Origin of the sequence: Paenibacillus monticola, assembly GCF_009664975.1 — a bacterium.
Classification (GTDB): domain Bacteria; phylum Bacillota; class Bacilli; order Paenibacillales; family Paenibacillaceae; genus Paenibacillus_AQ; species Paenibacillus_AQ monticola.
Genome location: NZ_WJXB01000011.1, coordinates 96,241 through 120,709 on the forward strand (window position 1 = coordinate 96,241; position 24,469 = coordinate 120,709).

19 protein-coding genes are annotated in these 24,469 nt (G+C 46.9%); 2 read left to right on the forward strand and 17 right to left on the reverse strand.

From position 1 onward, the window contains the following. Nucleotides 1-39: 39 nt before the first annotated feature. Entirely contained in the window at nucleotides 40-1,653 is a 1,614-nt protein-coding gene (locus GJB61_RS23325) for a diguanylate cyclase domain-containing protein (protein WP_195724444.1), read from the forward strand. Nucleotides 1,654-1,779: 126 nt separating this feature from the next. On the opposite strand, the gene pulA is transcribed toward GJB61_RS23325, so the two are convergent. The 13 genes from pulA to GJB61_RS23390 form a co-directional block, all read right to left on the reverse strand. Next, nucleotides 1,780-4,164 carry a type I pullulanase gene (pulA, locus tag GJB61_RS23330; RefSeq protein ID WP_154121428.1) on the reverse strand — a complete coding sequence of 795 codons (2,385 nt, stop codon included), beginning with the start codon at nucleotides 4,162-4,164 and terminating at the stop codon, nucleotides 1,780-1,782. A 402-nt stretch (nucleotides 4,165-4,566) separates the two neighbouring features. After that, nucleotides 4,567-6,279 (reverse strand): phosphoenolpyruvate--protein phosphotransferase, encoded by a 1,713-nt coding sequence (gene ptsP / locus GJB61_RS23335; protein ID WP_154121429.1) that lies wholly within the window; start codon nucleotides 6,277-6,279, stop codon nucleotides 4,567-4,569. Next, a complete protein-coding gene (locus GJB61_RS23340; RefSeq protein ID WP_154121430.1) occupies nucleotides 6,272-6,547 on the reverse strand; it encodes an HPr family phosphocarrier protein in 276 nt (91 codons plus the stop codon). Before GJB61_RS23340 ends, ptsP begins: the two co-directional genes overlap by 8 nt. 97 nt (nucleotides 6,548-6,644) lie before the next feature. Continuing rightward, on the reverse strand, nucleotides 6,645-8,708 hold the full coding sequence (gene ptsG, locus GJB61_RS23345; protein WP_154121431.1) for a glucose-specific PTS transporter subunit IIBC: 2,064 nt from the start codon (nucleotides 8,706-8,708) through the stop codon (nucleotides 6,645-6,647). 250 nt (nucleotides 8,709-8,958) lie between these two features. Next, nucleotides 8,959-9,834: a glucose PTS transporter transcription antiterminator GlcT gene (gene glcT / locus GJB61_RS23350; protein ID WP_338116062.1), complete on the reverse strand. Its 876-nt coding sequence runs from the start codon at nucleotides 9,832-9,834 to the stop codon at nucleotides 8,959-8,961. A 155-nt stretch (nucleotides 9,835-9,989) separates the two neighbouring features. Continuing rightward, entirely contained in the window at nucleotides 9,990-11,603 is a 1,614-nt protein-coding gene (locus tag GJB61_RS23355) for a hypothetical protein (protein WP_229522397.1), read from the reverse strand. After that, entirely contained in the window at nucleotides 11,596-12,204 is a 609-nt protein-coding gene (locus GJB61_RS23360) for an ATP-binding cassette domain-containing protein (RefSeq protein WP_229522398.1), read from the reverse strand. The genes GJB61_RS23355 and GJB61_RS23360 overlap by 8 nt, the downstream gene beginning before the upstream one ends. 193 nt (nucleotides 12,205-12,397) lie before the next feature. Next, nucleotides 12,398-13,975: a flotillin family protein gene (locus GJB61_RS23365; protein WP_154121434.1), complete on the reverse strand. Its 1,578-nt coding sequence runs from the start codon at nucleotides 13,973-13,975 to the stop codon at nucleotides 12,398-12,400. After that, complete coding sequence (locus tag GJB61_RS23370) at nucleotides 13,975-14,511, reverse strand: NfeD family membrane protein (protein WP_154121435.1); 537 nt, start codon at nucleotides 14,509-14,511, stop codon at nucleotides 13,975-13,977. Before GJB61_RS23370 ends, GJB61_RS23365 begins: the two co-directional genes overlap by 1 nt. 167 nt (nucleotides 14,512-14,678) lie before the next feature. Further along, a complete protein-coding gene (locus GJB61_RS23375) occupies nucleotides 14,679-15,842 on the reverse strand; it encodes an iron-containing alcohol dehydrogenase (protein WP_154121436.1) in 1,164 nt (387 codons plus the stop codon). A 185-nt stretch (nucleotides 15,843-16,027) separates the two neighbouring features. After that, nucleotides 16,028-17,614: a UDP-glucose--hexose-1-phosphate uridylyltransferase gene (locus GJB61_RS23380; RefSeq protein WP_229522399.1), complete on the reverse strand. Its 1,587-nt coding sequence runs from the start codon at nucleotides 17,612-17,614 to the stop codon at nucleotides 16,028-16,030. A gap of 1 nt (nucleotide 17,615) precedes the next feature. Then, a complete protein-coding gene (galE, locus tag GJB61_RS23385; protein ID WP_154121438.1) occupies nucleotides 17,616-18,605 on the reverse strand; it encodes a UDP-glucose 4-epimerase GalE in 990 nt (329 codons plus the stop codon). 1 nt (nucleotide 18,606) lies between these two features. Continuing rightward, the gene (locus tag GJB61_RS23390; RefSeq protein ID WP_154121439.1) at nucleotides 18,607-19,785 is read right to left on the reverse strand and encodes a galactokinase; all 1,179 of its coding nucleotides are present in this window, start codon (nucleotides 19,783-19,785) and stop codon (nucleotides 18,607-18,609) included. Between the two features lie 173 nt (nucleotides 19,786-19,958). Between GJB61_RS23390 and GJB61_RS23395 the strand changes: the two genes are divergently transcribed. Continuing rightward, the gene (locus GJB61_RS23395) at nucleotides 19,959-20,825 is read left to right on the forward strand and encodes an AraC family transcriptional regulator (protein ID WP_154121440.1); all 867 of its coding nucleotides are present in this window, start codon (nucleotides 19,959-19,961) and stop codon (nucleotides 20,823-20,825) included. 122 nt (nucleotides 20,826-20,947) lie between these two features. Here the strand turns inward: GJB61_RS23395 and mgrA are convergent, their stop codons facing one another. From mgrA to GJB61_RS23415, 4 genes are all read right to left on the reverse strand, one after another. Further along, nucleotides 20,948-21,952 (reverse strand): L-glyceraldehyde 3-phosphate reductase, encoded by a 1,005-nt coding sequence (gene mgrA, locus GJB61_RS23400; RefSeq protein ID WP_154121549.1) that lies wholly within the window; start codon nucleotides 21,950-21,952, stop codon nucleotides 20,948-20,950. A 97-nt stretch (nucleotides 21,953-22,049) separates the two neighbouring features. Further along, complete coding sequence (locus GJB61_RS23405; protein WP_154121441.1) at nucleotides 22,050-22,796, reverse strand: NAD-dependent protein deacylase; 747 nt, start codon at nucleotides 22,794-22,796, stop codon at nucleotides 22,050-22,052. A 33-nt stretch (nucleotides 22,797-22,829) separates the two neighbouring features. Next, on the reverse strand, nucleotides 22,830-23,597 hold the full coding sequence (locus tag GJB61_RS23410; protein ID WP_154121442.1) for an HAD family hydrolase: 768 nt from the start codon (nucleotides 23,595-23,597) through the stop codon (nucleotides 22,830-22,832). 39 nt (nucleotides 23,598-23,636) lie between these two features. Continuing rightward, entirely contained in the window at nucleotides 23,637-24,377 is a 741-nt protein-coding gene (locus GJB61_RS23415; protein WP_154121443.1) for an alpha/beta fold hydrolase, read from the reverse strand. Nucleotides 24,378-24,469 lie beyond the last annotated feature (92 nt).

Below are 24,469 nucleotides of genomic sequence, written 5' to 3' on the forward strand. Positions count from 1 at the left end.
ATGAGATTGTCATACGTCTTATGCGGGGAGAGGATAACAGTGACTGGTTTCGCAGAGGTCAAAGTAACACGCAGATTAATCCTTTTGTTCGCTGCTATCTCAATTCTGCTGGTTGGCATCAGCGTTGCCTCCTTATTGTACCTGAACTATACGATCAATAAATTATCTGAATCCTTATACGATGATGTCTACCAGAACTCTGAGCTCATCCTAAACGCCGATCGTGATCTTTATCAAGCTGCTGTCGCACTTCATACCGCAATGAATCCAAATACTACAGAGTCAGAACTAAAAGAGCTAACACAGCTATTTGAAGATAATAATACCCAGATTGAGGAACGCGTGAATACAGCTAGATACAATATCAACTCTATCGAGAAACCTTATAACGTAATGCACAAAGGTGAACTTCAACTCACTGAGCTTAAGCGGGAGCTTTCTTCCTTCGAAGCTTCCTTCGGGGAATGGAAAGATACGGGTAGCTCGCTGATTATCCGTCGGTCTCAAGAGGGTTGGGACCCAGCCTCTTTTTCCGCGGTTCTCACCAATACACAGCTGAATGACATCCGTAGCAGACTGGATAACTCCGAAGATTTAATCGACCGCTACGCACAAGAAGTAACAACCGTATTTCAGGATAAAAAAAGCTCTCTTTTTGCGCTATATTCCTTGCTTTTGTTTTTGCTGATTCTGGTAATTATCTATCTGGGACGCAAAATTATTAAGCTCCAAAGCGAAATGCTGGAAGAGCAAACCATGTATCAGCTGATCGGTGAGACGATGTCCGACTATATTATTTTAACTGACCCGAATGGACTGATTATATATGCCTCCCCTTCACACCTGAGCATTCTCGGGTATGTCCCTAAAAAGGGCACCCCGCTCTCCAATTACATTCGTGAGCCTGAGATTTCCTGGGCTAAATTGAAGAGTGTGGTCCAGGGAACTCCACGTATGTCTGAGCTGCGCATGCGTGGGGCTGAGGGGCATTGGGTGTGGCTGGAAACCAAAGTAACCCCGATTACAGGCAGCCGTTCGTTCGCGGCGCAATTTATGCTTGTATCCCGTGAAATCACACAGCGGAAGCAATACGAGGAGCGGCTGCATAAGCTAGCCTTTTATGATCATTTGACCGCTATTCCCAATCGTGCCCATTTCAAAATGTATATGGAGAATCTCATTTCCCAGCCAGAGGAACATCAGCAAGAAATTGCCCTGGCGTTACTGGATTGTGACAGGTTTAAGCAGCTAAACGATACACTGGGACATCTGGCCGGAGACGAATTCCTGCAAATTCTCTCACGCGAACTGCAACAGACAGTCAAAGGTGCAGGACAAGCCTTTCGAATTGGTGGTGACGAGTTCGCAGTCGTCATACACCGCTTCAACAATCCAGGCATTCTGGATGAAATTCTGAGTCGTCTACTGCAGCTCTTCAGCAAGTCATGGCCCATTAACAACGGCTCCAGCTTTATTACTTCAGCAAGTATCGGTGTGGCTCTGTTCCCGCAGCATGGTAGCAGTATTAATGAGCTACTGCGTGCCGCTGATCTGGCTATGTACCGTTCCAAAAAAAACGGTGGCAATGAAGCTAATCTTTATGATAAACGTATGGATGAGGAAGTTCCCGACCAGACGAGCGGAAGAAATTAGAAACCCTAGTAAAACAACAACAAGCGATAAATCAACTATTCATCCAATCAAGTCTGGTATCACAGAAGAGGGGATGTCCAGCAGCCATTTAACATGGTTGTTGGACATCCCCCTATTTATTCCTCATTAGCTAGTTAACTTCAGATCATCATCCGCAGCTTCGCTACTTTCCTGCTCGCGGTCCCGGATCAGCACTTTAATAACTGCTTCGTTGCTCGAACAATCGATAAAATGGTCTCCGTTCCCATCTTTCTCTTCCCAATCATTCAGTCGTAAAATATAACCAATAGAAGTCGTATCCGGCAGAACTTCAATTCGTGCTATCGCGCGTCCATTTTCCATTTGTCGAAAATCGCCCTGTCCATCCTGAATACCCGTTCCCCAGACCCAAAGATTCCAGCCCCGGTAATCACCATCTGAACGTTCATAGTGAATCTCAATGACTTTGGCTCGAGGGCTTGGCTCACCACATGCATCATAGAGCACCATCATCGATAGACCTTCAAGCTGTACTTCATTGCCCTCCACTTTACGGATCGTTTCTGTGCCTGCTCCAGTGTGGTCCACTACTACATTCCAACTATCAGACACATTTGGAAGCAGCGTGGAGATCTGTTCATTATTAGCGTTAAATAGCACTACTATGTTATTCCATGGGTCACTACCGGCATTATTGCGGAGTATATAAGACACAACGCCTCCCTCGCAGCGGAGAAACTCCAGAGAACGCTCAATTTCTTGCCGACCGTGCAAGCGGAATGCCGGATGATTGCGCCGCAGCTCAATCAGACCTTGATAGTACTTGAACACAGGCATAAATATACTCTTGTTGTCCCAGCGTATGGCATTGATGGCGTCACTGCTGCGGTAGCTGTTATGATCTCCATATTTGGTGCGCAAGAGTTCATCTCCGGCTTGCAGAAAAGGAATGCCTTGTGAGGTTAATATAATTCCGTTAGCCAGCAGGGAACGCCGCACCGTTTCATTCCCCAGAATGTCATGCATATCGATGCTCACATAAGGAGCAGCCTGTGCAACAGCCTCTTCCACACTCCCGCCATTCTTCAGCTTACCGTTCTCCATATCAGGCAAGTTAGCTTCTTGACGAAGTCCCTGTGCAGTAAGTAGCTTATCCCAGAGATTCAAATTGTCATGGGCGCTCACATAGTTGACCGATTCCACAGGTGATTCGCTGAAATCATGAATGGCTCCCTTAATCCCCGCAGCAATGGCACCTTCCTTATCATACTCGCCAGTAACGAAACCTCTTCCCCATCCGTCACTATCGCCTTTAATCGCAGAACGGAAATTATCATTAAAGACTGCATAGCCTTTACCACGCTGTACACCCTTCAGAGTCTTAGTCATCAACGGAGAATCTCCTCCTGTCCATGGTTCTCCATAAAGAAGCAGGTTAGGATTCACTTCCAAGCGCAGCTCTTCAGTAATCTCACGCATAGTAATACTATCCATCAAACCCATGAGATCAAATCGGAAACCATCAATGTGATACTCCGATGCCCAGTAAGATAAAGATTCCTTGATATATTTACGTACCATTGGACGTTCTGTAGCAATCTCGTTACCCACGCCTGAGCCGTTAGACAACCGCCCGGTAAAGTCACGACGGTAGAAATAATCTGGAACTAAAGGCTCAAAGGGTCCTTTCTCAACAGAATACGTATGGTTATATACGACATCCATAATCACGGAAATACCATGACTGTGCAAGGCCTGCACCATTTCCTTAAATTCACGGATTCGCGCCACTGGATCAGCAGGATTAGTACTGTAAGAGCCTTCCGGCACATTATAATGCTGTGGGTCATAGCCCCAGTTGTACTCTGTAAAATATGAGGTCGAAGAACCTTCATCAGTATTGCCTAGTTCATCTACAGTTTGAAAATCGAATACCGGCAATAAATGAACATGTGTTATTCCCAGTTGGACCAAATGATCGATACCGAGTGGACCACCTTCAGGATCGCATAATCCCGATTCGGTAAAAGCTTTGAATTTGCCCTTATAAAGCATTCCTGAACTCTCGTCTGCTGAGAAGTCGCGCACATGTAGCTCATATATCACAGCATCGGAAGGGTGTAGCAATGGAGGTGAACTATCCTCTTGCCAATGCTGTGGATCGGTATCCTTCAAATCTACAATCGCTGTCCGAACGCCGTTGGCAGATACCGCAATCGCATATGGATCAGCTATTTCAACTAACTTTCCATCGGCGAATACAGCACGGTACATATAATATTTTCCTTTCAAATCACCTGCCAGCTTAACCCGCCACACTCCGCCATTCTCAAGTTGCATATTTACGATACGTCCGCTATCTTTGATTCCGGCAGCATCGTTGCCGCCAGTTTCATATAACACTAGAGATACAGTTAGGGCTGTAGGTACCCAGACTTTGAATACACTGCAGTTCTTGGAGTATGTCAAGCCTAAATCCTTACCCTCATATGTCTCTATCACAGACTCTGCATTTATATAATTGCTGCTCATTAGATTCACCATCCTATTGCTCCCTGTTGGAATTACCAGGTTGCTTTTAAGTCCATATATTCCCAAATTATATAAAATAAATACTTGCACAGCTCTGCAAGTCAAGCAGCTGTAGTACATTCACTCTCTTGATTCATACTATAATATGTAACAGTATGTTCACAGGTTTGGGTTCCATATGCTCTTTTTGTTACCGACTTATTAATACTATCGGTATTTACTCTTACATATATAAGCTTGTAATTTGAAAGCAACTATTCTAAGTAAAGTATACCTCTCTCCTTTAAGCCTAGACCAGTGACGATTTATGGAACAAAAAAAATAAAAAAGCCAGCCTCCAAGTGGAAGCTGGCAATAGTAGTTGGAAAAGTGTACTACAAACGGATTAATGCCTGGAAAAAATTAATTGCCGATGCTCTGCACAAGCACAGCAACTTCCTCAGCAGTGCCCAACTGCAGCGCTTTGGCGGCCAAATCCTTCATGTCGGCGGCCGACAATTTGGAAATTTGGCTGCGTGCTGGCAGGATTGAAGTCGCGCTCATGCTGAATTCATCAAGACCAAGTCCCAGAAGCAACGGAATAGCTGTTGTATCTCCAGCCATTTCGCCACACATTCCTGTCCACTTGCCCTCCGCATGTGCTGCGTCTATAACCATTTTGACCAAACGCAGGATAGCTGGATTGTAAGGCTGATACAGGTAAGATACCCGTTCATTCATACGGTCAGCAGCCATCGTATACTGGATAAGGTCATTTGTACCGATACTGAAGAAGTCAACTTCCTTGGCAAACTGGTCTGCCAGAACAGCGGTGGATGGAATCTCCACCATGATGCCCAGTTGAATGTTGTCCGAGACTTCAATACCTTCTTCTTTCAGCTTAGCTTTTTCTTCCAACAGCAAATCACGCGCTGCCCGGAACTCGCTAAGTACAGCGATCATCGGGAACATAATACGAAGGTCTCCGTGAACACTCGCTCTAAGCAAGGCCCGCAGCTGTGTGCGGAAGATGTCCTGACGATCCAGACACAATCGTATAGCGCGGAATCCTAAGAAAGGGTTCATTTCCTTTGGCAACTCAAGATAAGGCAGCTCTTTGTCCCCACCGATATCAAGAGTACGCACTACTACTGGTTTGCCCTTCATATTCTCCAGCACGGTGCGATAAGCATTGTATTGAATTTCTTCGGAAGGCAGCTTGTCGCGGCCCATGTACAGAAATTCTGTACGATACAGACCCACACCTTCCCCGCCATTTTCAATAACACCATTCACATCATTAGGTGTACCAATATTGGCAGCCAGTTCTACATGTTTGCCATCAGCCGAAACTGTCGGCTCATCGCGAAGTTTCTTCCACTCTGCGATCTGCAAGTCATAGGCCTTCTGTTTGCTGATGTATTCTGCAACTTCAGCTTCGCTAGGATTAATCAGAACATCTCCGTTAAGACCGTCCACGATAACCAGATCACCGGTTTTCACTTTGGAAAGAACATCCTTAGTCCCAACAACCGCCGGAATCTCCAGAGAACGGGCCATAATGGCCGAATGGGACGTGCGTCCACCGATATTCGTTGTAAACCCTTTAACGAATTTGCGGTTTAGCTGTGCTGTATCGGATGGAGTTAAATCCTGAGCGATGACAATAACCTCTTCGCTAATTTCAGCAGGGCTAACATAATGGATGCCCAGCAAGTGGTTCAATACCCGCTTGGTCACGTCCCGCATATCAGCAGCGCGTTCCTGAAGATATGCGCTTTTCATATTTTCGAACATTTCAATAAATTGAGTGGCTATTACATTTAATGCATAGTCCGCGTTAACCGATTCCTCACGGATTTTGTCAGTTACGGGGCTGATCAGTTCAGGATCTTCGAGTATGAGCAGATGAGATTCGAAAATCTCTGCTTTCTTCTCTCCAAGCTCCGCCAAAGTACGCTCTTTAATGACTTGCAACTCGGCTTTTGATTTGGCGAGCGCATCATTCAGTTTAGCGACTTCTGCATCAATATCACTGATAGCAGTCTTCGTAATCGTATAATCCGGGTGTTCCAGGATAAAGGCACGGGCTACGGCAATCCCTGCTGAAGCCGCGATTCCTGAAATTTTACTCATGAAGCTCGCCCAGCCCTTCTTTGATCATAATTTCTTGAAGTGCCTTCATAGCTTCAGCTTCTTCAGTTCCTTCAGTAATCAAAGACAAGGTATCACCAGCTTCAAGACCGAGAGACAATACGCCAAGAATGGATTTCAAGGTTACTTTTTTGCCTTTAGCTTCGGCATAAGCCTCAGTATCCTTAAATTTTGTAGCTGTATTTACCAGCGCTGTTGCCGGGCGTGCATGAATTCCGTCTTCGTCGATAATTCTGAATGTTGTTTGCATAATATTATCCAACTCACTTTCTATTGATGGGATGTTTTATAGTGATAAATGCTGCGCTCCCCCCAATTATAAAGGAAGCGCAACTCCATTGCACTTTTTACTGAATGGTGATGATATCCTTGTCACCGATGGCTACTTTGCCCGGCTTCTTCAAGGTTACTGTAGAACCTTCTGGCAGATTGGAGAAAATGACCGGAGATATCACAGAAGGCGCATGTGCCTTCACGTACTCCAGATCAACCTCCATAATTGGCTGGCCTGCTGCTACAAGGTCACCCTCTTCAACAAGAATAGTAAAGCCTTGACCTTTAAGCTTAACCGTATTCACACCGATATGAACAAGCACTTCCTTGCCTCCATCGGACATGATGCCAATAGCATGTTTACTTGGGAATACATTAAAGATTTTACCATAGACCGGCGAAGCAATCTTACCATCATCTGACAGAAAGGCGAAACCATCACCTGTCATTTTTTGCGAGAACACTTGGTCTGGAACCAAGGTTATATCCATCAACTCGCCGTTTACTGGAGAAACGATATCTTCCGGAATGATCGCAGCAGCTTCTTCTCCAGCCTTCTTCTCCAGATCAGGCTGAGGTGCGATCGTTACTGGAGCGGATACCGGTGTCTTGCCATTCATAACATCTTGTATTTGTGATTTGATCGTATCGGAACGTGTTCCAAAAATCGCTTGCACATTATTACCAACTTCGAGAACGCCGGATGCACCAAGCTTCTTCAGACGGCTCTTATCTACGCCAGCCTTGTCCTTAACTTCAACACGAAGTCGGGTAATACAAGCATCTAGATGCGTGATGTTCTCCTTGCCACCCAGAGCGGACAGAATGTTGCGCGGCAGATCATAACCTGCAGTAGATATAGCTTCAGCATTTACTTCAGTATCATCATCACTCTCATCTTCACGACCTGGAGTTCTCAGGTTGAATTTGCGAATAACATAACGGAATCCGAAGTAGTAAATTACTGCAAGGACAAGACCTACCGGTATGACAAGCCACCAATCTGTACGGTTCGGAATAACGCCGAAGAGTACAAAGTCTATGAACCCACCGGAGAACGTCATCCCGATCTTAACATTTAGAATTTGCATAGTCATAAATGACAAACCTGCAAACACGGCGTGCACAGCGAACAACAGAGGAGCTACGAACAAGAATGAGAATTCCAGCGGCTCCGTGATCCCTGTCAGGAATGAGGTCAGTGCTGCCGAAACCATCAAACTGCCGACAACCCTTTTGTTCTCAGGTCTGGCTTCATGATAGATAGCCAGCGCTGCTGCCGGAAGACCGAACATCATGAACGGATATTTACCTGTAGTAAATGTACCCGCTGTAAATGGCACACCGTCACGAAGCTGTTGCATAAAGATCCGTTGGTCACCACGGACCAGATCGCCTGCTTTGTCGACATAACTTCCAAATTCATACCAGAACGGTGAATAGAAGATATGATGCAGACCGAATGGAATCAGGGAGCGTTCAATGATCCCAAAAATAAAAGCAGAAAGTGTCAAATTCGTATCGATCATACTTTGTGATACATAGTTCAGACCGTGTTGAATCGGTGGCCAGATCAATGTCAGAGCAAGACCGAGTACCAGGGAAGTTACAGCAGTCATAATTGGAACAAAACGTTTACCTGCGAAGAAGCCCAAATAGGACGGCAGCTCAATTCGGAAGAACCGTTTGTACATGGCCGCAGCCAAGATCCCGACTAATATACCGCCGAAAACACCTGTCTGCAGAGTAGGGATACCCAATACACTGGAGTATGCAAAGTCCCCTTGACTAAGTACATATGCATTGACGCCTACAACCGTACCCATCGTAACGTTCATTACGAGGAAACCGATGATGGCTGCCAGTCCAGCAACGCCTTCTCCGCCGGCCAGCCCGATGGCTACCCCTACGGCGAACAATAGTGACAAATTATTAAATACGATTTGTCCCGAGTTCATCAATACGTTGGCAATCGCCTGAACAACATCGTTCTCCAGTACCGGTACATATTGAAGGAAATCGGGGTTAATGAGCATGTTACCTATTCCGAGCAGCAAACCTGCCGCAGGCAGGATGGCAACCGGAAGCATTAGCGCTTTACCCACTCTTTGCAAAACGCCGAACATCTTCTTAAACATTGAGGTCACTTCCTTAATCATATTATTCAATTTCTTCAAAACAGAAGCCAAAAAAGGCATGAGCAATACAGTATACACTGGTGTTGTCTAACACTAAGTTAGATTACCCCGAGATGGGGCACAACAACCAAAATACTGTAAATCACTCATGCCTGATCGAATCAGTTACACGTTGGTATTCTGTTTTATTAATAACAGGGATCATTGTAGCACCGATTATTTGAAGTTGCAATACCTTTATAAATTTTTATTATGCGCCGCCGCTTGTCCCTAAATCAACTTCATCCTCTTTCTTCTGGGCCAGTCGCTGGAGGTGAATTGTTAGATAACTTACCTCTGCCGGATACACTGGCATATGTACCCGTTGTTCGATAACCTTCGTCAATTTCCAGGCCAACATGTACATTTCAGGATATTCACGTTTCATGAGGCCGTCCAGAGAGGAGGTCTCTCGAACGGTCTCTCCTCGGCGCAACCTCTCCAGAACGAATCGCAAATGGGTAACCAGCCGCGAATAATCAAGCGATTCGCGTGGGACATGGTATTCCAGATTATTCTCAACTAATCCAACGAGATCTCCAATCAGCAAAGAATGCTGCTTCACCTCAGAGATATGTCTATTGCTGATTGCGCTGACAATATGCAGCGCTACAAAACCAATCTCATCAGCAGGCAAATTCACATCCATAGTCTCATTAATGCGTCGGATCGCAAATTCCGCCATATTATATTCATCCGGATAAATCTCCTTTGTCTCATAGAGAAAGGGGTTATGGATATCAATATGTTGCCCATGGCGCCGGATGGCAAATGCAATATGATCAGTAAGGGCAATATGGATATGCTCATTCAGCTGCTGATTGCTATTTTGCATAATATAAAGAATGATTTCCTGAACAACCTCAATCAGTTTCTCATCCACTTGGGGAACGAGCTGCTTATATTGCTCCTGCTCTTCCTGACTGCGGAGAATAAACATCTTCTCCACGGAGGACAGGTTTATACGATCGCGCGTTTTGCGGTTAAAGCCAATGCCCTTACCGATAACGACTACTTCTGCATATTGGGGATGTTCAGCAATAATAACATTGTTATTCAATACCTTGGCCACTGTTATGCTGCTCACTTTGGACACCTCTTTTATTTCTGAATACCCGACTTCCGGCAGTAGCCCGAATTAATGAAGCGGCACGAGTAGATTATACATGTGCTAATGCCATAACTTCAAGGAGTCTGTTAAAAAGAGATTTTCAATTGCAAACATCGACCCGCGCAGCTGATTTATTTCACCCGGAACGTTGTAGCCGAGAACTTGTAGATAAGGAATAATGCAATGATCATATATACCAAAGTGGCCAGCAGCACAATTAGTACAAAATAGACTGGTGTACTTTGAAATTGGATACTAACAAAACCTATTGCTAACACAATGCTGTTAACAATCGTGAAGAGTGGGTTCTTTACTCCCAGTTCTGTGCTATAAGGCTGAAAGATATAATACATAAATAGATGATGTACCGAAAAGAACAGTGACAAACAAAGAATGGTGATCCAGATGATGATAACATCTGCTAAGGCCCAATCTGCACCGGATAGCAGTATCAGTGAAGTTCCTGCTACGCTTATGGCGGCGGCTAGAAGAAGATTAAGTCTGATTAATTTGAAGAGGCGAATTGTAAAATTGTGCAGGATAGCCGCACGTTTACGGTAAAATCCATAACGCAGCAGACTAAGGTCACAATTATTAAACAATCCCCTGCAGAGCCGCTCCCCTATAGAAGTGTAATTCATTATGATTAGGAATATCGGTAGGTTACTCATTAAATAAGGAACTCCCTTGGAAGAAGTCTCCGGAGATACCAAAATAGTGATGATCCCAATCAGAAAGAACACCAGGACGATTACTAGTCGCCTTTGCATGGGCTGTATTATCAAACGTTTATGCCTTGAGAAAAAGATAGCGTTCAGGTACGCGTACCCTTTCTTTCCCTCCCATTGACTTGATCGCAAATGTTCTGCAGTATAGTCCTGTTCTATGGTCTGTACATTCTTCACCCTTGATTCTTTCATCATGCGTCCCACATCAAGCAGAGGTTCGTCTCGCTTCGTCACCGCATCAACAGCCTCACGATAGTCTGGATACCGCGCAATATAAATACCCGCTGCAATTCCTAACACCAGAATTACAAGAGTCAAGGGCACACTAAACAATTGGGTAGTACTGATTAATGCTTCTTCTAGATAAAGAGGCAGGTATGCCAGCAGAAAGCCTACACCGATCACCGACCAAACCCAATTCAATTTCTTAGCCAGCACGATTCCTTTTTTGGCAAAAAGCCAGAGATTAAGGGCCTCGGTTATGGTACGCCAAGCCGTTAATAACAACGCCAGCATGGCTCCCTGCCAGACTGGAGCACCCAGTAGTGAAGCAAACACCATCATTGGGGGTAGAAAATACAGCAGAAAAGTCAGACCCTGAAGCGTCAACGTAGCACGCATATAGTCAGATGCAGGCAACCTCATCAGCTTCACGCAGATGTATTTATCCCGCTTTGGTTCCATAATAAAAACATTCGAAACTGCAGCAACAATAAAACTTAAGAACAGCACGATATGTAGATACAACTGATACTGTTCTTTAATGGGAAGTTCACTGCTAGTAAGAATAACAGGCCCATAGATTAGAATTCCTATATAGGCGAATTTGGACATAAATCCCCACAGTACCTTCAATATGAATACAATTACGGAAAAAGTACGTTTGAGCACAGCATTGGCATAAATATCATCCTTCAACAACTTCCCAAGCATAGGAATTCTCTTGAAGTAATATATAAAGCGATTAGTACCGGACGCGCTTCTAATATCCAATATACTGCTTAATGTTCTAATCATCACTGCCATCACTTAATAAGCCTATAATCTGCTCTTCAAATGCTGGACTATGCAAGGTGTCGGCTGGTATTGCCTGAAGCAGTCCATGATTCAGGATGACAAGCTCATCACAGAGATCGGCAGCAAGCTGTAATATATGCGTGGAGAAGATAATGATATGATCCTGTTTCATCTCGCGCAGCAGCTTCTTAATCTCAAGTGCAACGATAACATCAAAAGAGGTTAAGGGCTCATCAAGCAAGATCACTGGTGGTCGGGTAATGATAAAACAGAGCATTTGGATCTTATTCTTCATGCCATGAGAATAGCCTTTAATCAGCCGATGACGATCTTCCTGACCGAACTTAATAATGGCAAAATAGTCGTCAATAGTCTTGGTCGGGTCAATCTTATCCAGGTTGATATCCATATAAAATTTCAAAAACTCATACCCGGTCAGAAATTCCGGCAAGATAGGAAGTGAAAATATATAGCCGACATCCTCATCGCCAAGCGGCTGGCTTAGCTCCTCTTTGCGTAAAAAGGCTGCGCCACTGTCCATCTTGATCTCCCCGCTCAAGCAGTTGAAGAGAGAGGTTTTGCCAGCACCATTACGTCCCAAGAGACCTTAAATTTTCCCTTTTTCAAAGGTGAAGTCTATCCCCTTAAGAACCTTCTTCCCATCAAAATCTTTATGGATATTGTCTAATATCAGCTCCATGCATTTTACCGTCCGATCATCCTTATTTGGCCTAATAATAAGATCTGCCCGGCATCATTCGCCGGACAGATCTTGAGTCACTTTATCTAAACAACTATTCTTCCAACTCTTTCGCTACAGAAGTCACGGCTTGTGGTGCAGATGATACTGGTATCTCCTGCTTAGCCAGTACTGCTGGTACAGCAAGAGCTGCCGACCCTGCCAGCACTCCTGCGGATTTATGTGTCAGACTTCGAATTAATTCCTCCACATCAATACCGGATACGCTTTTCAACATTTCAGGTGCGGTTGACATCAATTCAGTAACATAGTTGCTTACCCTTGCTGCGCCTGCACCATTACCAGTATCGACTACAGTCAACTTATCGATGGATGCCAATGGTTTGGCAATCTGACCTGCCAGCTCAGGCAGCATTTTTAAGACGATATCGAGAATTGCAGCCTCCCCGAATTTCTGGAACGCCTCGGCCAACTTTTGCTTTGCTTCTGCTTCCGCTGATCCACGCAACCGGATAACCTCGGCATCCGCCGTACCTTTTGCAAGCTCAGCGTCAGCTGCAGCCTGACCCTCCAGACGTTTCTGTGCTGACGTTGCTTTTGCCTGCGTCTCAATACTGTACTGAAGCGCATCTGCTTCACGCATTCTCTTCGACTTATCGGCTTCTGCTGCCTGCTCTACTGCGTAACGGTCAGCCTCAGACTTCTTTTTCACCTCAGCGTCATATTGCTTCTCGCGAATCAAAATCTCCTTATCCTGCAGATCGATTTCCCGCATCTTACGAACCAACTCGACCTTCATTTGCTCTTCGACAACGGTCTGCTTACCGCGTGCTTCCTGAATAAAATAGGCCTGATCCGCTTCCGCCTTGGCCGTATCCTGATCTCTCTTAAAGGCAGCAACCTTCAGTTGATTCTCCTTGGAGGCTTCGGCAATGTTCGTATCGCGCAACAACTCAGCCTTCTGGCCTTCCTCTTCGGCCGCAGCCTTCTGAATCCGCGAATCACGTACTGCCTGCGCTTCAGCGATCTCTGCATCCCGTTTCACTGCCGCTATACGCGGCTTGCCCAGCGCTTCAAGATAACCATGCTTGTCACGAATATCCTTGATCGTAAAAGAAACAATCTGCAAACCCATTTTTTTGAGATCCCGTGCCGCCACACCCTGTACCTCTTGTGCGAATCGGTCACGATTACTATAAACTTCCTCTACAGTCATCGTACCCAGAATAGCCCTGAGATGTCCTTCCAACACTTCCTGAGCCGAGCTCTTTAGTGACTCGATAGGCTTACCCATAAATTGTTCCGCCGCCGTAGCTATATCCTCAGTAGAGCTCCCAACTTTGATAATAGCGACGCCGTCAGCGAGAACTGGAACGCCCTGCTCGGTATATACCTCTGGTGTAGTGATTTCCAGTTTGTGCGATAGCAGCGACATAAATTCCGCTTTCTGAAATATGGGTAAAATAAACGTCCCACCGCCGCGTACAATTTTGATTTTACGGCCTGATCCATCATCTGAAAGATGATTTTTTCCTAAAAAGGCCCCTGTAACAATCATTCCTTCATCCGGTCCTACGGTTTTGAAGCGGGCCCAGAAGGCCAACCCCAGCACAAACAGAACAGCAACTACTACTGCAGGAATAAACATATAATCAGGTATGCCAAAATACATTAAGAACCCTCTCCTCTTCTATCTTCGAATTCTGTTACAAGGGCTACACCTTCGCGCACTTCCACTACAACAATCTTCATCCCGACCGGAATGGATTGATGCTCGAAGCTTGCCGCCGTATGCAGAGTGTTGCCTGCGCCGAACTTTACCATAATCTCGCCATAACCCTTGGAGGGAATAGGAACCGTAATTTCCCCAATCTTACCGGGCAGATCTTGCATGGAGAAACCGTTAGACACCTCGCTTTTGTCCATCGTCTTCACAACTCCAAAGTATAGGAGCACCCCTATAAAGGCGGCACTCAGCAGGGAAAGGGCAACGATTGACCCAGCCTCTAGTCCACTATAGCGGGTAAGCAGAACACCCACTCCGCCAAACACGGTCACTCCCCCTGCTAGAACAGTAGAATTGAGAAAATCAAAGGACAGCAGATCAAAAATCCCGCCCAGTGCATTTCCGATCAGATCCCCCACCAAAACGCTGACAATAGCAAAAATGACGCCCAGCGCCAAGCAGCCCAAATACAGCGTTAGCATAAATCTCTCCTCCTGTCTTAATTCCGGACTGTCATACTACTGTAAACGTTTGGAGTGCGTCCCTGGTTTCACAATCTTTGGGTTTTATTCCATAGAAAATTTTGGAAATCAACAAAAAAAGCCGCTCCATGTGGGAGCGGCTTCCTTATTTCTAAAGTTTCTTTGCTTTACAAAGCCAGTTTGTAAATTTCTACTACATCTTCGCGCTCAAGCTTGCGGAAATTACCGAACGGTCCGAAACGAACGGCCTTGTCCGCCATATTGCCAATCTCGCTATCATCAATATCGTAATCCCCCAACACCTTGGGAGCACCAATTGAATCCCAGAAGCTACGCAGAGCTTCAATACCTTCAAGACCGATCACTTCGTCGGTTTTGCCGGAAGGATCAACACCGAACACATTTACCGCAAGCTGGCGGAAACGGGACGGATTCGTGTTGAGGTTATATTTCATCCACTGCGGGAACAGGATAGCCAAACCTCCACCATGCGGAATATCGTATACAGCCGATACTGCATGCTCAATATTGTGGGTAGCCCAATCTCCGGCAAAACCCATACTAACCATGCCATTAAGCGCCATCGTTCCACAATACATGATCGTCTCGCGCAGCTCGTAGTTATTCAGATCTTCGATCAACTTCGGTGCAGTGTCGATGACTGTGCGCAGCAATGTCTCGCAGAAGCCATCCTGTACCGTAGTATTGCCATCGGTATGGAAATAATGCTCTAGAACATGCGACATGATATCAACCATTCCATAGACAGTCTGATCACGTGGCAACGAGAAGGTATTCTCGGGATCTAGGATTGAGAATGCCGGGAACGCATGAACGCTTCCCCAGCCCATCTTCTCCTGAGTGACTTCGTTCGTGATCACAGAGCCATTGTTCATTTCAGAACCGGTAGCTGCCATTGTAAGCACTGTACCCAGTGGCAACGCGCCCTTTGGAGCCGCCTTACGCTCTACAAAGTCCCACATGTCGCCCTCGTATTTCGCTCCAACCGCAACTGCCTTGGCACAATCCAGCACACTTCCGCCGCCAACGGCAAGAATAAGATCGATGTTATGTTCATGACACAGCGCTACACCGGTATGTACGGTAGACAGACGAGGATTCGGTTCTACTCCGGCCAACTCGGTAACTACTGCACCAATGGCATTTAATTGAGCAATTACTTTATCGTACAAGCCACTGCGTTTGATACTGCCGCCGCCGTACATCAGAAGTACATTTTTTCCGAATTTCGGCACTTCAAGCTTTAATGCTTCCAGTGTACCTTGTCCGAATATCAGCTTGGTCGGATTATAAAATTCAAATTTACGCATATGTGCAGCCTCCGTTAAATCATTAATGTGATGCCTTTCATATTATAGACTTCTCGATTGCAGCTTTCAAATACGATAGTCATCAGGCAAACAACAAAGAAACCGCTCCTAAATGAAAGGGTCATAGGAAAGCACCGTTTCAACAAGGGCGATTTCTAGGTCTTGATCAGAGATAGAGCCTATGGTTATAGGCTATTAACGCCGAAGCTCTTCACAAAACGGCGGAAAGCTGCTTGGCCTTCCGGTGTCCGCTTATAAACGCCAGCGTGTTCAAGGATATGTGTGAATTTAATGCCTACCTCATTCTGTACAATTTTGATGGCTTCCTCACGGGCTAGTGCTGTACCAAACCGTTCTACCAGTTCTTGAGCCCAAGCTGCATGTTGCGCAAGAGGATGGTTCGTCTCGTTCTTCACGGCCTCATACACAGCAGTATCTCCGGCAAGAATACCGGCAATGGCATCAAGCTCTTCCTTAAGACGTCCCGGCAGGATGGCCAGTCCCATGACCTCAATCAGGCCGATATTTTCTTTCTTGATATGATGCATCTTCCGATGCGGGTGAAAAATCCCTTCGGGATATAACTCGCTGGTCCGGTTATTGCGCAGCACAAGATCCATCTCAAAGCTGCCATCATCACCCCGTCGCACAATAGGCGTAACGGTATTATGCGGCTGTGTCTCACCATCAACTTCACTAAAGGCAAGCACTTCAGCCTCCGGATCACTGTAAACCTTCCATGCCTCATAAATCGCATTTCCGCACTCTAACAGAACGGCTGGATCTTCTCCGTTCAGGCGCAATACGGACATTGGCCATTTCACTATACTCAGGCTAACACCCGGATAAGCCGCATGAGTGAACGTAGCTTCCTTTGGCGCCTTCTGGATCGGGAACGTGTGGCGCCCGCCCTGAAAGTGATCATGAGTCAGAATGGAGCCGCCCACAATCGGCAAATCAGCATTGGAGCCTATAAAATAATGCGGGAATGACTCCACAAAGCCAAGCAGGCGCTTTAGAGAATCCTTAGTTAGCTTCATCGGCACATGATCATGGTGGAACACGATACAGTGCTCATTGTAGTACACATAAGGTGAGTACTGAAAAAACCACTTTTCCTGATTCAGCTCCAACGGAATGATACGCAAATTCTGGCGTGGCGGGTGATTAACCCTTCCGGCATAACCGACGTTCTCACGGCAGAGCAGACATTTCGGATAGACCGGTGGCGGAAGCAGGCGGGCCATGGCGATTTCCTTAGAGCTCTTCTCAGGCTTGGACAGATTGATCGTCATCTCGATGTCCCCATAGGGAGAATCCTGCAGCCAGTAGACATTCTTAGAGATGCGGTCCATACGGATATAGTTCGAATCTATGCTTAGTTTATAAAAGCGGTCGGTCGCCGCAGAGATCCCCTGCTCAGCCGCCAGTCTGTAGAATTCAGCATTCACTTCAGAAGGGCGGGCCAGCAGTAAGCCCATAATTTTGGCATCCAGCAGATCACGGTAAGTGTCACTGTTCTCAGGAATCAGTCCGATTTCATAACCATAATCAATCAAGGCATCCAAGGGTGCTTGAGGGCTGTCCAGTGGCGCTTGATCAAAGACCTCGGCATACGGCTCACTAAAGCCGAACTGATCCAGCAATTCATTGCGGCTGTAGTCAAGGTCCGCCGGAGCAATAAGACTCTGATGCAGAGCGAATAACACCAGCTGTTCAATCGCATATAGTGCCTTCTGTGTGGCGGGCGTAGTTTCGTTCTCTTTAGGCATCTTAATTCTCCCCATACCCCTGTGGATTGGCAGAATGCCAGTTCCAGGCGCTTTGAATGATATCCTCAATATCCGCATGCTGCGGGTTCCAGCCCAGGATAGTACGGGCTTTGTCGGAGGAAGCTACCAGTACGGCCGGATCTCCAGCGCGGCGCTCCTGAATGACTACCGGAATCTCCAGACCGGTTACCTTCTTGGCCGTTTCAATCACTTGTTTAACCGAGAAGCCAAGTCCGTTACCGAGGTTGAAAATATTGCTGGCACTGCCGCTGCGCAGGTAGGTTACAGCACGGACATGGGCGTCAGCCAGATCGCTGACATGGATGTAGTCGCGCACACAGGTTCCGTCTTCTGTCGGATAGTCCTCTCCGAAGATAGCGATGTTAGTGCGCTGCTTCAGCGCGGTTTGCAGCACTAATGGAATGAGATGACTCTCGGGACGGTGGTCTTCGCCGATTTTGCCGCTTTCATGTGCGCCTGCAGCATTAAAGTAACGTAGGGCTACGTATTTGATGCCCAGTACTTTATCGAACCAGGCCATCATGCGTTCCATGGTCAGCTTGGTTTCTCCATACACATTCGCAGGTTCAGTGCGGTCTGTTTCCTCGATGGGCACCTTTTCCGGTTCGCCGTAGGTTGCAGCCGTGGAGGAGAATACAATCTTGGTTACACCAGCCTTTTGAATCGCCTCTAGAAGACACAAGGTGCCATATACGTTGTTGTCATAATATTTTACAGGGTCCGTCATACTCTCACCAACCAGAGAACTAGCTGCAAAATGGATCACTGCATCAATCTCATTCTCGGAGAACAGCTTGGCCAGCAGTTCCTTGTCGCGCAGATCGCCTTCGTACAGCTTGCCGCCCAGCAGCGCTTCACGATGACCGGTCAACAGATTGTCGATGACCACCACTTCCTCGCCCCGTTTCAGCAGCTCTGCTACTGTATGGGAACCAATATACCCTGCTCCACCCGTTACTAGAATCGCCATCTTATTTCACTCCCTTCAGTTGTTCGACACCATTGCCGATGCCGCATACATAGAACTCGCCAGCGAGACCGGATCTTGTCGTGTAAGCCTCTCCTACTTCGCGGATAAACCGCTCTACATCATCCTCATGCACCAGCGACACTGTGCAGCCGCCAAAGCCCGCACCCGTCATACGCGAACCAAGTGTTCCCGGAATGCGCTGGGCTTCTTCTACCATGATATCCAATTCAACACAGCTAACCTCGTACAGATCGCGTAGTGAAGCATGTGAATCGTTCATGTATTTCCCGAACTGCACCAGGTCATTCTTCTTCAGCACTTCTACAGAATCAAGCACCCGCTGATTTTCTTCCACGACATGACGCGCGCGGTTGCGAACCGTCTCGTCCGTAATTTTGCCTTGATGCGCTTCAAATTGATCACGCTTGAGCTCTGCCAGGAAGGAGAGTGAAGGAATCTCTTGTTGCAGAATAGATAGTGCCTCATCACACTGCTGGCGGCGTTCATTATACTTGGAGTCTACAAGACCTCTCTTCTTGTTTGTGTTGCCGATAACCAGCTTGTAGGCACCAGTCACGAAAGGTACCAGCTCATATTCCAGCGTATCGCACATCAGCAGAATCGCATGATCCCGCTTGCCGTTGGCTACCGCGAACTGATCCATAATTCCCGAATTCACACCCACATAATGGTTCTCTGCACGCTGAGATAGAAGAGCAATTTCTACTGTATCTGTATCTCCGCCTTCCATGGTCAACAAAGCGAAGGCCGTAACAACCTCAAGCGAAGCAGAGGAGGAAAGTCCTGAGCCATTCGGAATATCACCATGGAATAATAGATCATAGCCCTTTGATACGGGATGATCCGTTTTTTTCAATTCCACCATTACACCCACTGGATAGTCAATCCACTCCCCCGTTTTAGCCTGACCAATTTCACTGTAATCGAGGGTGGCTTCATAAGGGAAATTCGTAGTTGCAAAAATTATTTTAGTGTCACTGCGTGGACGCACGATCAGCGTTGTGCCGAACTCCAGCGCTGCTGGCAGCACATACCCTCCGTTATAATCCAAATGTTCTCCGATGAGATTAACCCGACCGGGTGCATAAAATACCTGTGCCTCTTGTTCGCTTTCTCCATACTTCTCGATAAATTTACGGTTAAGTTCCTGTATGCTCATTAATGCCACTTCATCCTTTCACTGTTGGGGGATTAAGTATTGCTGCCTTCTTGATTACATTATAATAAAATCAGACTTGCTCTGATAATGCAATCATGTGTGTAATGTATGGATAAATGTGACTTTCCTTTGTATAATATAGAAATCGATATTTCCAGAAAGGCTGTCCAACGATGGAACATACCTATTCCGTAGGATCAAATCCTGTGTATTATGATAAGCAAAATCTGCATGTATTATTTGCCGGCGAGAGCCAGACGCTGCCGGTGCATCAGGCTGGGCCCAAAATTTACGATTATTATTTGCTGCACTTTATTGAATCCGGGTCTGGAATCTTCCGCACAGAGCAGCGTAAGTATGAGCTAGGTGCAGGAGATTGCTTCCTGATCCATCCAGGCCAGCTGGTCAGTTATATCTCAGACAAGAAGGAACCCTGGCGTTATCGCTGGGCAGCATTTACCGGCAGTGATGCTGACAATCTTGTGCTGCAGACTGGCTTCACACCCAAGAAACCCGTCCTGACCACTGCAGAGAATAGTATCATTCCCGGAGCCCTTTTCGGCATGATGCAAACCTTCTATGCTCACAAAGAGAGCTCCGACCTGACCTCTCTCGGGTATCTGTACCTTATTGTCGGTGAAGCTGCAGAACATCTCTCCTCCCTCTCCCGACTTCCCGGAGCGGAATCGCAGGTCAAGCGGACCGTGAAGCAAATGGTCCATTATATGGCCGCCCAGTATGCCCATCCGGTCTCTATTGAACAAATGTGCGGCAGCCTCGGATATAATCGAGCGTACCTCTCCCGTATATTCAAGCAGGAGACCGGCATATCACCTGTAACCTATCTATTGAAACTGCGTATCGAGAAATCCCGCCAGCTGCTGCGGGAACGGCCTGAACTGTCTGTAGAGCAGGTCGCAGCATCCGTTGGCCTGACGGACGCTTTGTATTTCTCACGCCAGTTCAAACGATTTTGTGACCAAACACCAACAGCTTACCGTATTACAACGGCCCGGCATGGGGATAAAACTGTGCAGTAATTGGCGACTTAGTGAATTACTTCTGTTCGACTGTACAACTGTACAACAACAGCCCGTTTCCTATACCTGAGGAACCGGGCTGTTTAGCCTGCCATATTGTACTTATATGCTATAACAGAAAATTAGTCTATATTCTCCGTCTTGAGAATTGTCTCAATCCGCTCCAGCTCTTCTTGTGTAAATTCCGTATGAGTCAGTGCAGCTATATTCTCTTCAATCTGGCTAACTCGACTGGCCCCAATCAATGCTGAAGTGATTTTGCCACCTCGCAGGGTCCAAGCCAGCGAAAGCTGGGCTAGACTTTGGCCGCGTGAAGCCGCGAGTTGATTAAGCGCTCTGATCTTGCGCTGCACCTCCGGTGTTATCCGGCTCTCACTAAGTGCTGTAGCAGGTTTGGCTGCTCTTGAACCCTCGGGAATACCATTCAAATATTTATTGGTCAGCATCCCCTGCGCCAGTGGCATAAAAGCAATACTGCCGATACCATTCTCTTCCAATACATCCTGCAGGCCGCCCTCAATCCAGCGGTCGAGCATGGAGTAACTTGGCTGATGGATCAAGAGCGGTGTACCCAGTTCCTTTAATATAGCAACTGCTTCAGTGGTCTGCTCGGCACTATAGCTGGACAATCCTATATAGAGTGCTTTACCAGAACGGACTGTATGATCTAGTGCCAGCATCGTTTCTTCAAGCGGGGTTTCGGGGTCAGGCCGATGAGAGTAGAAAATGTCGACATATTCCAGACCCAGCCGTTTGAGACTCTGATCTAGGCTTGATAGTACATATTTCCGTGAACCCCATTCCCCATAGGGGCCGGGCCACATATAATATCCCGCCTTCGTTGAAATAACCATCTCATCACGGTAAGGGGTCAGATCTCTGGCAAGTATTTTGCCGAACAGTTCTTCTGCCGAACCGGCAGGCGGGCCATAATTATTGGCGAGATCAAAGTGGGTAATACCCAGATCAAATGCGCGGGTAATCATGTCCCGGCCATTTTCATAAGTGTCAATTCCACCGAAGTTATGCCATAGACCCAATGAAATCGCTGGAAGCTTAAGGCCGGACTTGCCGCAACGGTTATAACGCATCACTTCATACCGTTCGTCACTTGCCACATATACCATCGTTGACATCACTGCCTCTCGTTACTCTGTATCCTGCTTACCCTATTTTAAACCAGTGACAGCCATTGTAATCTAAACAGCCATTATTCCTGCACAACTATAGCTTCAAAATCTTCTGTACACCGTTCATTACTTCACCGATCCGGTCGGTAATAATAAGATCGGCCTGATGGTCATAAGGAGTAGGGTCCCCGTTCAGCAGTACAGTATGCCGTCCTTGGAAATAGGTGATCAGACTGGCCGCAGGTTGAACGGTAAGTGAAGTCCCACCGATGATGAGCAAATCTGCAGCTGCTATCGCTTCCACTGCCTCCATAAGCACTGTATGATCCAATTCTTCCTCATAGAGGACCACATCCGGCTTGATGATGCCTCCGCATTTTGGACAATGGGGCACAATCTCAGCACTATTAACCACCTGCTCCAGTCCGTAATAGTGTGAGCAATTCATACAATGGTTGCGGTGGATGGAACCATGCAGTTCAAGTACTTGGTGACTGCCGGCCAGCTGGTGCAGGCCATCAATATTTTGCGTAATCACGGCCTTCAGCTTTCCCTGTCGCCGCTCCAGCTCTGCAAGCAGCAGATGAGCACCATTCGGGCGAGCTTCAGGATGAATCATTTTGCTGCGGTAAAAATCAAAAAAAATGTCCGGTGAGGACATAAAAAAGGTGCGGCTCAGCATCACTTCAGGTGGAAACGGGGAATGGTGCTGAGTCTGATATAATCCCGCAGCCGAACGAAAATCAGGAATTCCGCTCTCCGTCGACGTTCCTGCTCCACCAAAAAAAACGATATTATCACTGTCTGATATCCACGAGGCCAATTTCTCTATTTGATTCATAATATGTAGCGCATCCTTTCTATGGTCTTGATTTTAGAATGTGATGCGAAGCTCATTAAAGTTGGCAATAACGATATCTGCATCCACTAGATGGCCTAACCCGCCGCCCTCGGCAGCAATTCCGACTGCCAGACGTAGGCCTGCACCTTTGCCCAGTTGCATATCTGCATTGCTATCTCCAATAATAATAGTTTCTTCCGGCGCAAGTCCCAGCTCCCGGCAAGCTAATTCTGCCATTTCGGGAGCGGGCTTGCCGTTATTCACTCTGTCTCTCGTAACGACTGCTCCAAAATAATTAGCAATTCCTAGCCACTCCAGCTGCTCGTGGGTTGTCTTGGCTCCGTCCGAAGTCACGACACCCAGCTTCAATGATGCGCCTGCACACTGCTTCAGGAAAGGGAGCAGTCCCGGTAGAGGTTCCGCCGTGCGGCGGATACGCAACTCACTCATCGCTTCCTTGGAAATATTTATTACACGGCTCAAAGCTTCGTTCCAGGGCATACCCGCGGCGTACAGCTGCCAAGCAAGAATTCCATAAGTCTCATCCATAGTAGCCATCGATAGCGGCCCTGCAGGATCATACCTGGTTAACCTCCCCGCAGCATCATGCTGCGTGCCGAGCAGACGGGTGAAATCGCCAACAAAATCAGCACCCAGCAAGGTCAGCTGGTCTTCCATACCGCGCAGCACCAGTTCCGCCCAGGTCCCCCATGTAGCTAGCAAATCCAACAGCGTACCATCCTTGTCGAACAGAATTCCTTTGCAGGGAATACGCTCATGATTGACATGTAACCATGGCATGCTCCTCACCTCCTATTATGCAGCCTTATCTATGCAGCCTTATCGCAGATTTCCGAGCCAATCCAGCATGACGCGCACTGTGCGGCTCTGCTGCTCTGCCTCAGAAATTGTCGCTTCTCCATCACCCTTCTGCGGACCATAGCTGCCAAACTGGGCATGATTTCCACCTTCAACTGAATAGTATAGCGTATTATCTGGCAGAAGAAATCGCCCTTTGCGATAGCTATCCTTGTCAATAACCTGATCTTTGGTGCCCAAGACTGACAATACGGATAAAGTAGTTACCTTCAGACTCCCTTGCTCATCCGGATAAGAGGCTAGGAAAAATACGCCTTCCACCTGATCTGGATGATCTGCTGCATACCGCGATGCCATCACACCTCCCAGAGAGTGTCCGCCCAGCACAAAATTAAGCTTGGGGTGCACGCGGATAATCTCCGCCGCAGCATCCGCTTTCGTAACTGCCAAGTTTAGTGGCATCTTGGCAATATAGAATGGATGTCCCGCTGCAGCAAGGCTTCTGCCCAGAGGTGCGTAGGCTTCTGCTTTTACCAATGCGCCTGGATAAAAGATGACTGCTGCGCCTACTATGACCGAAGGTTCAAAAGATATCCAATTGTCATTCTGCTCGACCGTAACCCCTCCACCGGAAATCAAAGCAGTCTCAGCATGCTGTTCTGGAGCGTAAGGAATTAGATATTTCCACAATAGCAGGCCTGCTGTAACAAGTACGATCACTATGAGTAGTGCGATATGCCATCTGGTTATTCTTTTCTTCAATAGCGTCCACTCCCGGAGGGTATTGCATATAGAAAATTATAGAGGAATCAGCGAATTCAAACAACCTTCAACACATCGCCACATTTAGCTAG

What these genes read in the sequence shown, in the direction of transcription:
- pulA (WP_154121428.1), bottom strand. Translation starts at nt 4,164, where the DNA reads ATGAGCAGCAATTATATAAATGCAGAGTCTGTGATAGAGACATATGAG.
- ptsP (WP_154121429.1), bottom strand. Translation starts at nt 6,279, where the DNA reads ATGAGTAAAATTTCAGGAATCGCGGCTTCAGCAGGGATTGCCGTAGCC.
- GJB61_RS23340 (WP_154121430.1), bottom strand. Translation starts at nt 6,547, where the DNA reads ATGCAAACAACATTCAGAATTATCGACGAAGACGGAATTCATGCACGC.
- ptsG (WP_154121431.1), bottom strand. Translation starts at nt 8,708, where the DNA reads ATGTTTAAGAAGATGTTCGGCGTTTTGCAAAGAGTGGGTAAAGCGCTA.
- GJB61_RS23355 (WP_229522397.1), bottom strand. Translation starts at nt 11,603, where the DNA reads ATGATTAGAACATTAAGCAGTATATTGGATATTAGAAGCGCGTCCGGT.
- GJB61_RS23365 (WP_154121434.1), bottom strand. Translation starts at nt 13,975, where the DNA reads ATGTATTTTGGCATACCTGATTATATGTTTATTCCTGCAGTAGTAGTT.
- GJB61_RS23370 (WP_154121435.1), bottom strand. Translation starts at nt 14,511, where the DNA reads ATGCTAACGCTGTATTTGGGCTGCTTGGCGCTGGGCGTCATTTTTGCT.
- GJB61_RS23375 (WP_154121436.1), bottom strand. Translation starts at nt 15,842, where the DNA reads ATGCGTAAATTTGAATTTTATAATCCGACCAAGCTGATATTCGGACAA.
- GJB61_RS23380 (WP_229522399.1), bottom strand. Translation starts at nt 17,614, where the DNA reads ATGCCTAAAGAGAACGAAACTACGCCCGCCACACAGAAGGCACTATAT.
- galE (WP_154121438.1), bottom strand. Translation starts at nt 18,605, where the DNA reads ATGGCGATTCTAGTAACGGGTGGAGCAGGGTATATTGGTTCCCATACA.
- GJB61_RS23390 (WP_154121439.1), bottom strand. Translation starts at nt 19,785, where the DNA reads ATGAGCATACAGGAACTTAACCGTAAATTTATCGAGAAGTATGGAGAA.
- GJB61_RS23395 (WP_154121440.1), top strand. Translation starts at nt 19,959, where the DNA reads ATGGAACATACCTATTCCGTAGGATCAAATCCTGTGTATTATGATAAG.
- mgrA (WP_154121549.1), bottom strand. Translation starts at nt 21,952, where the DNA reads ATGGTATATGTGGCAAGTGACGAACGGTATGAAGTGATGCGTTATAAC.
- GJB61_RS23405 (WP_154121441.1), bottom strand. Translation starts at nt 22,796, where the DNA reads ATGAATCAAATAGAGAAATTGGCCTCGTGGATATCAGACAGTGATAAT.
- GJB61_RS23410 (WP_154121442.1), bottom strand. Translation starts at nt 23,597, where the DNA reads ATGCCATGGTTACATGTCAATCATGAGCGTATTCCCTGCAAAGGAATT.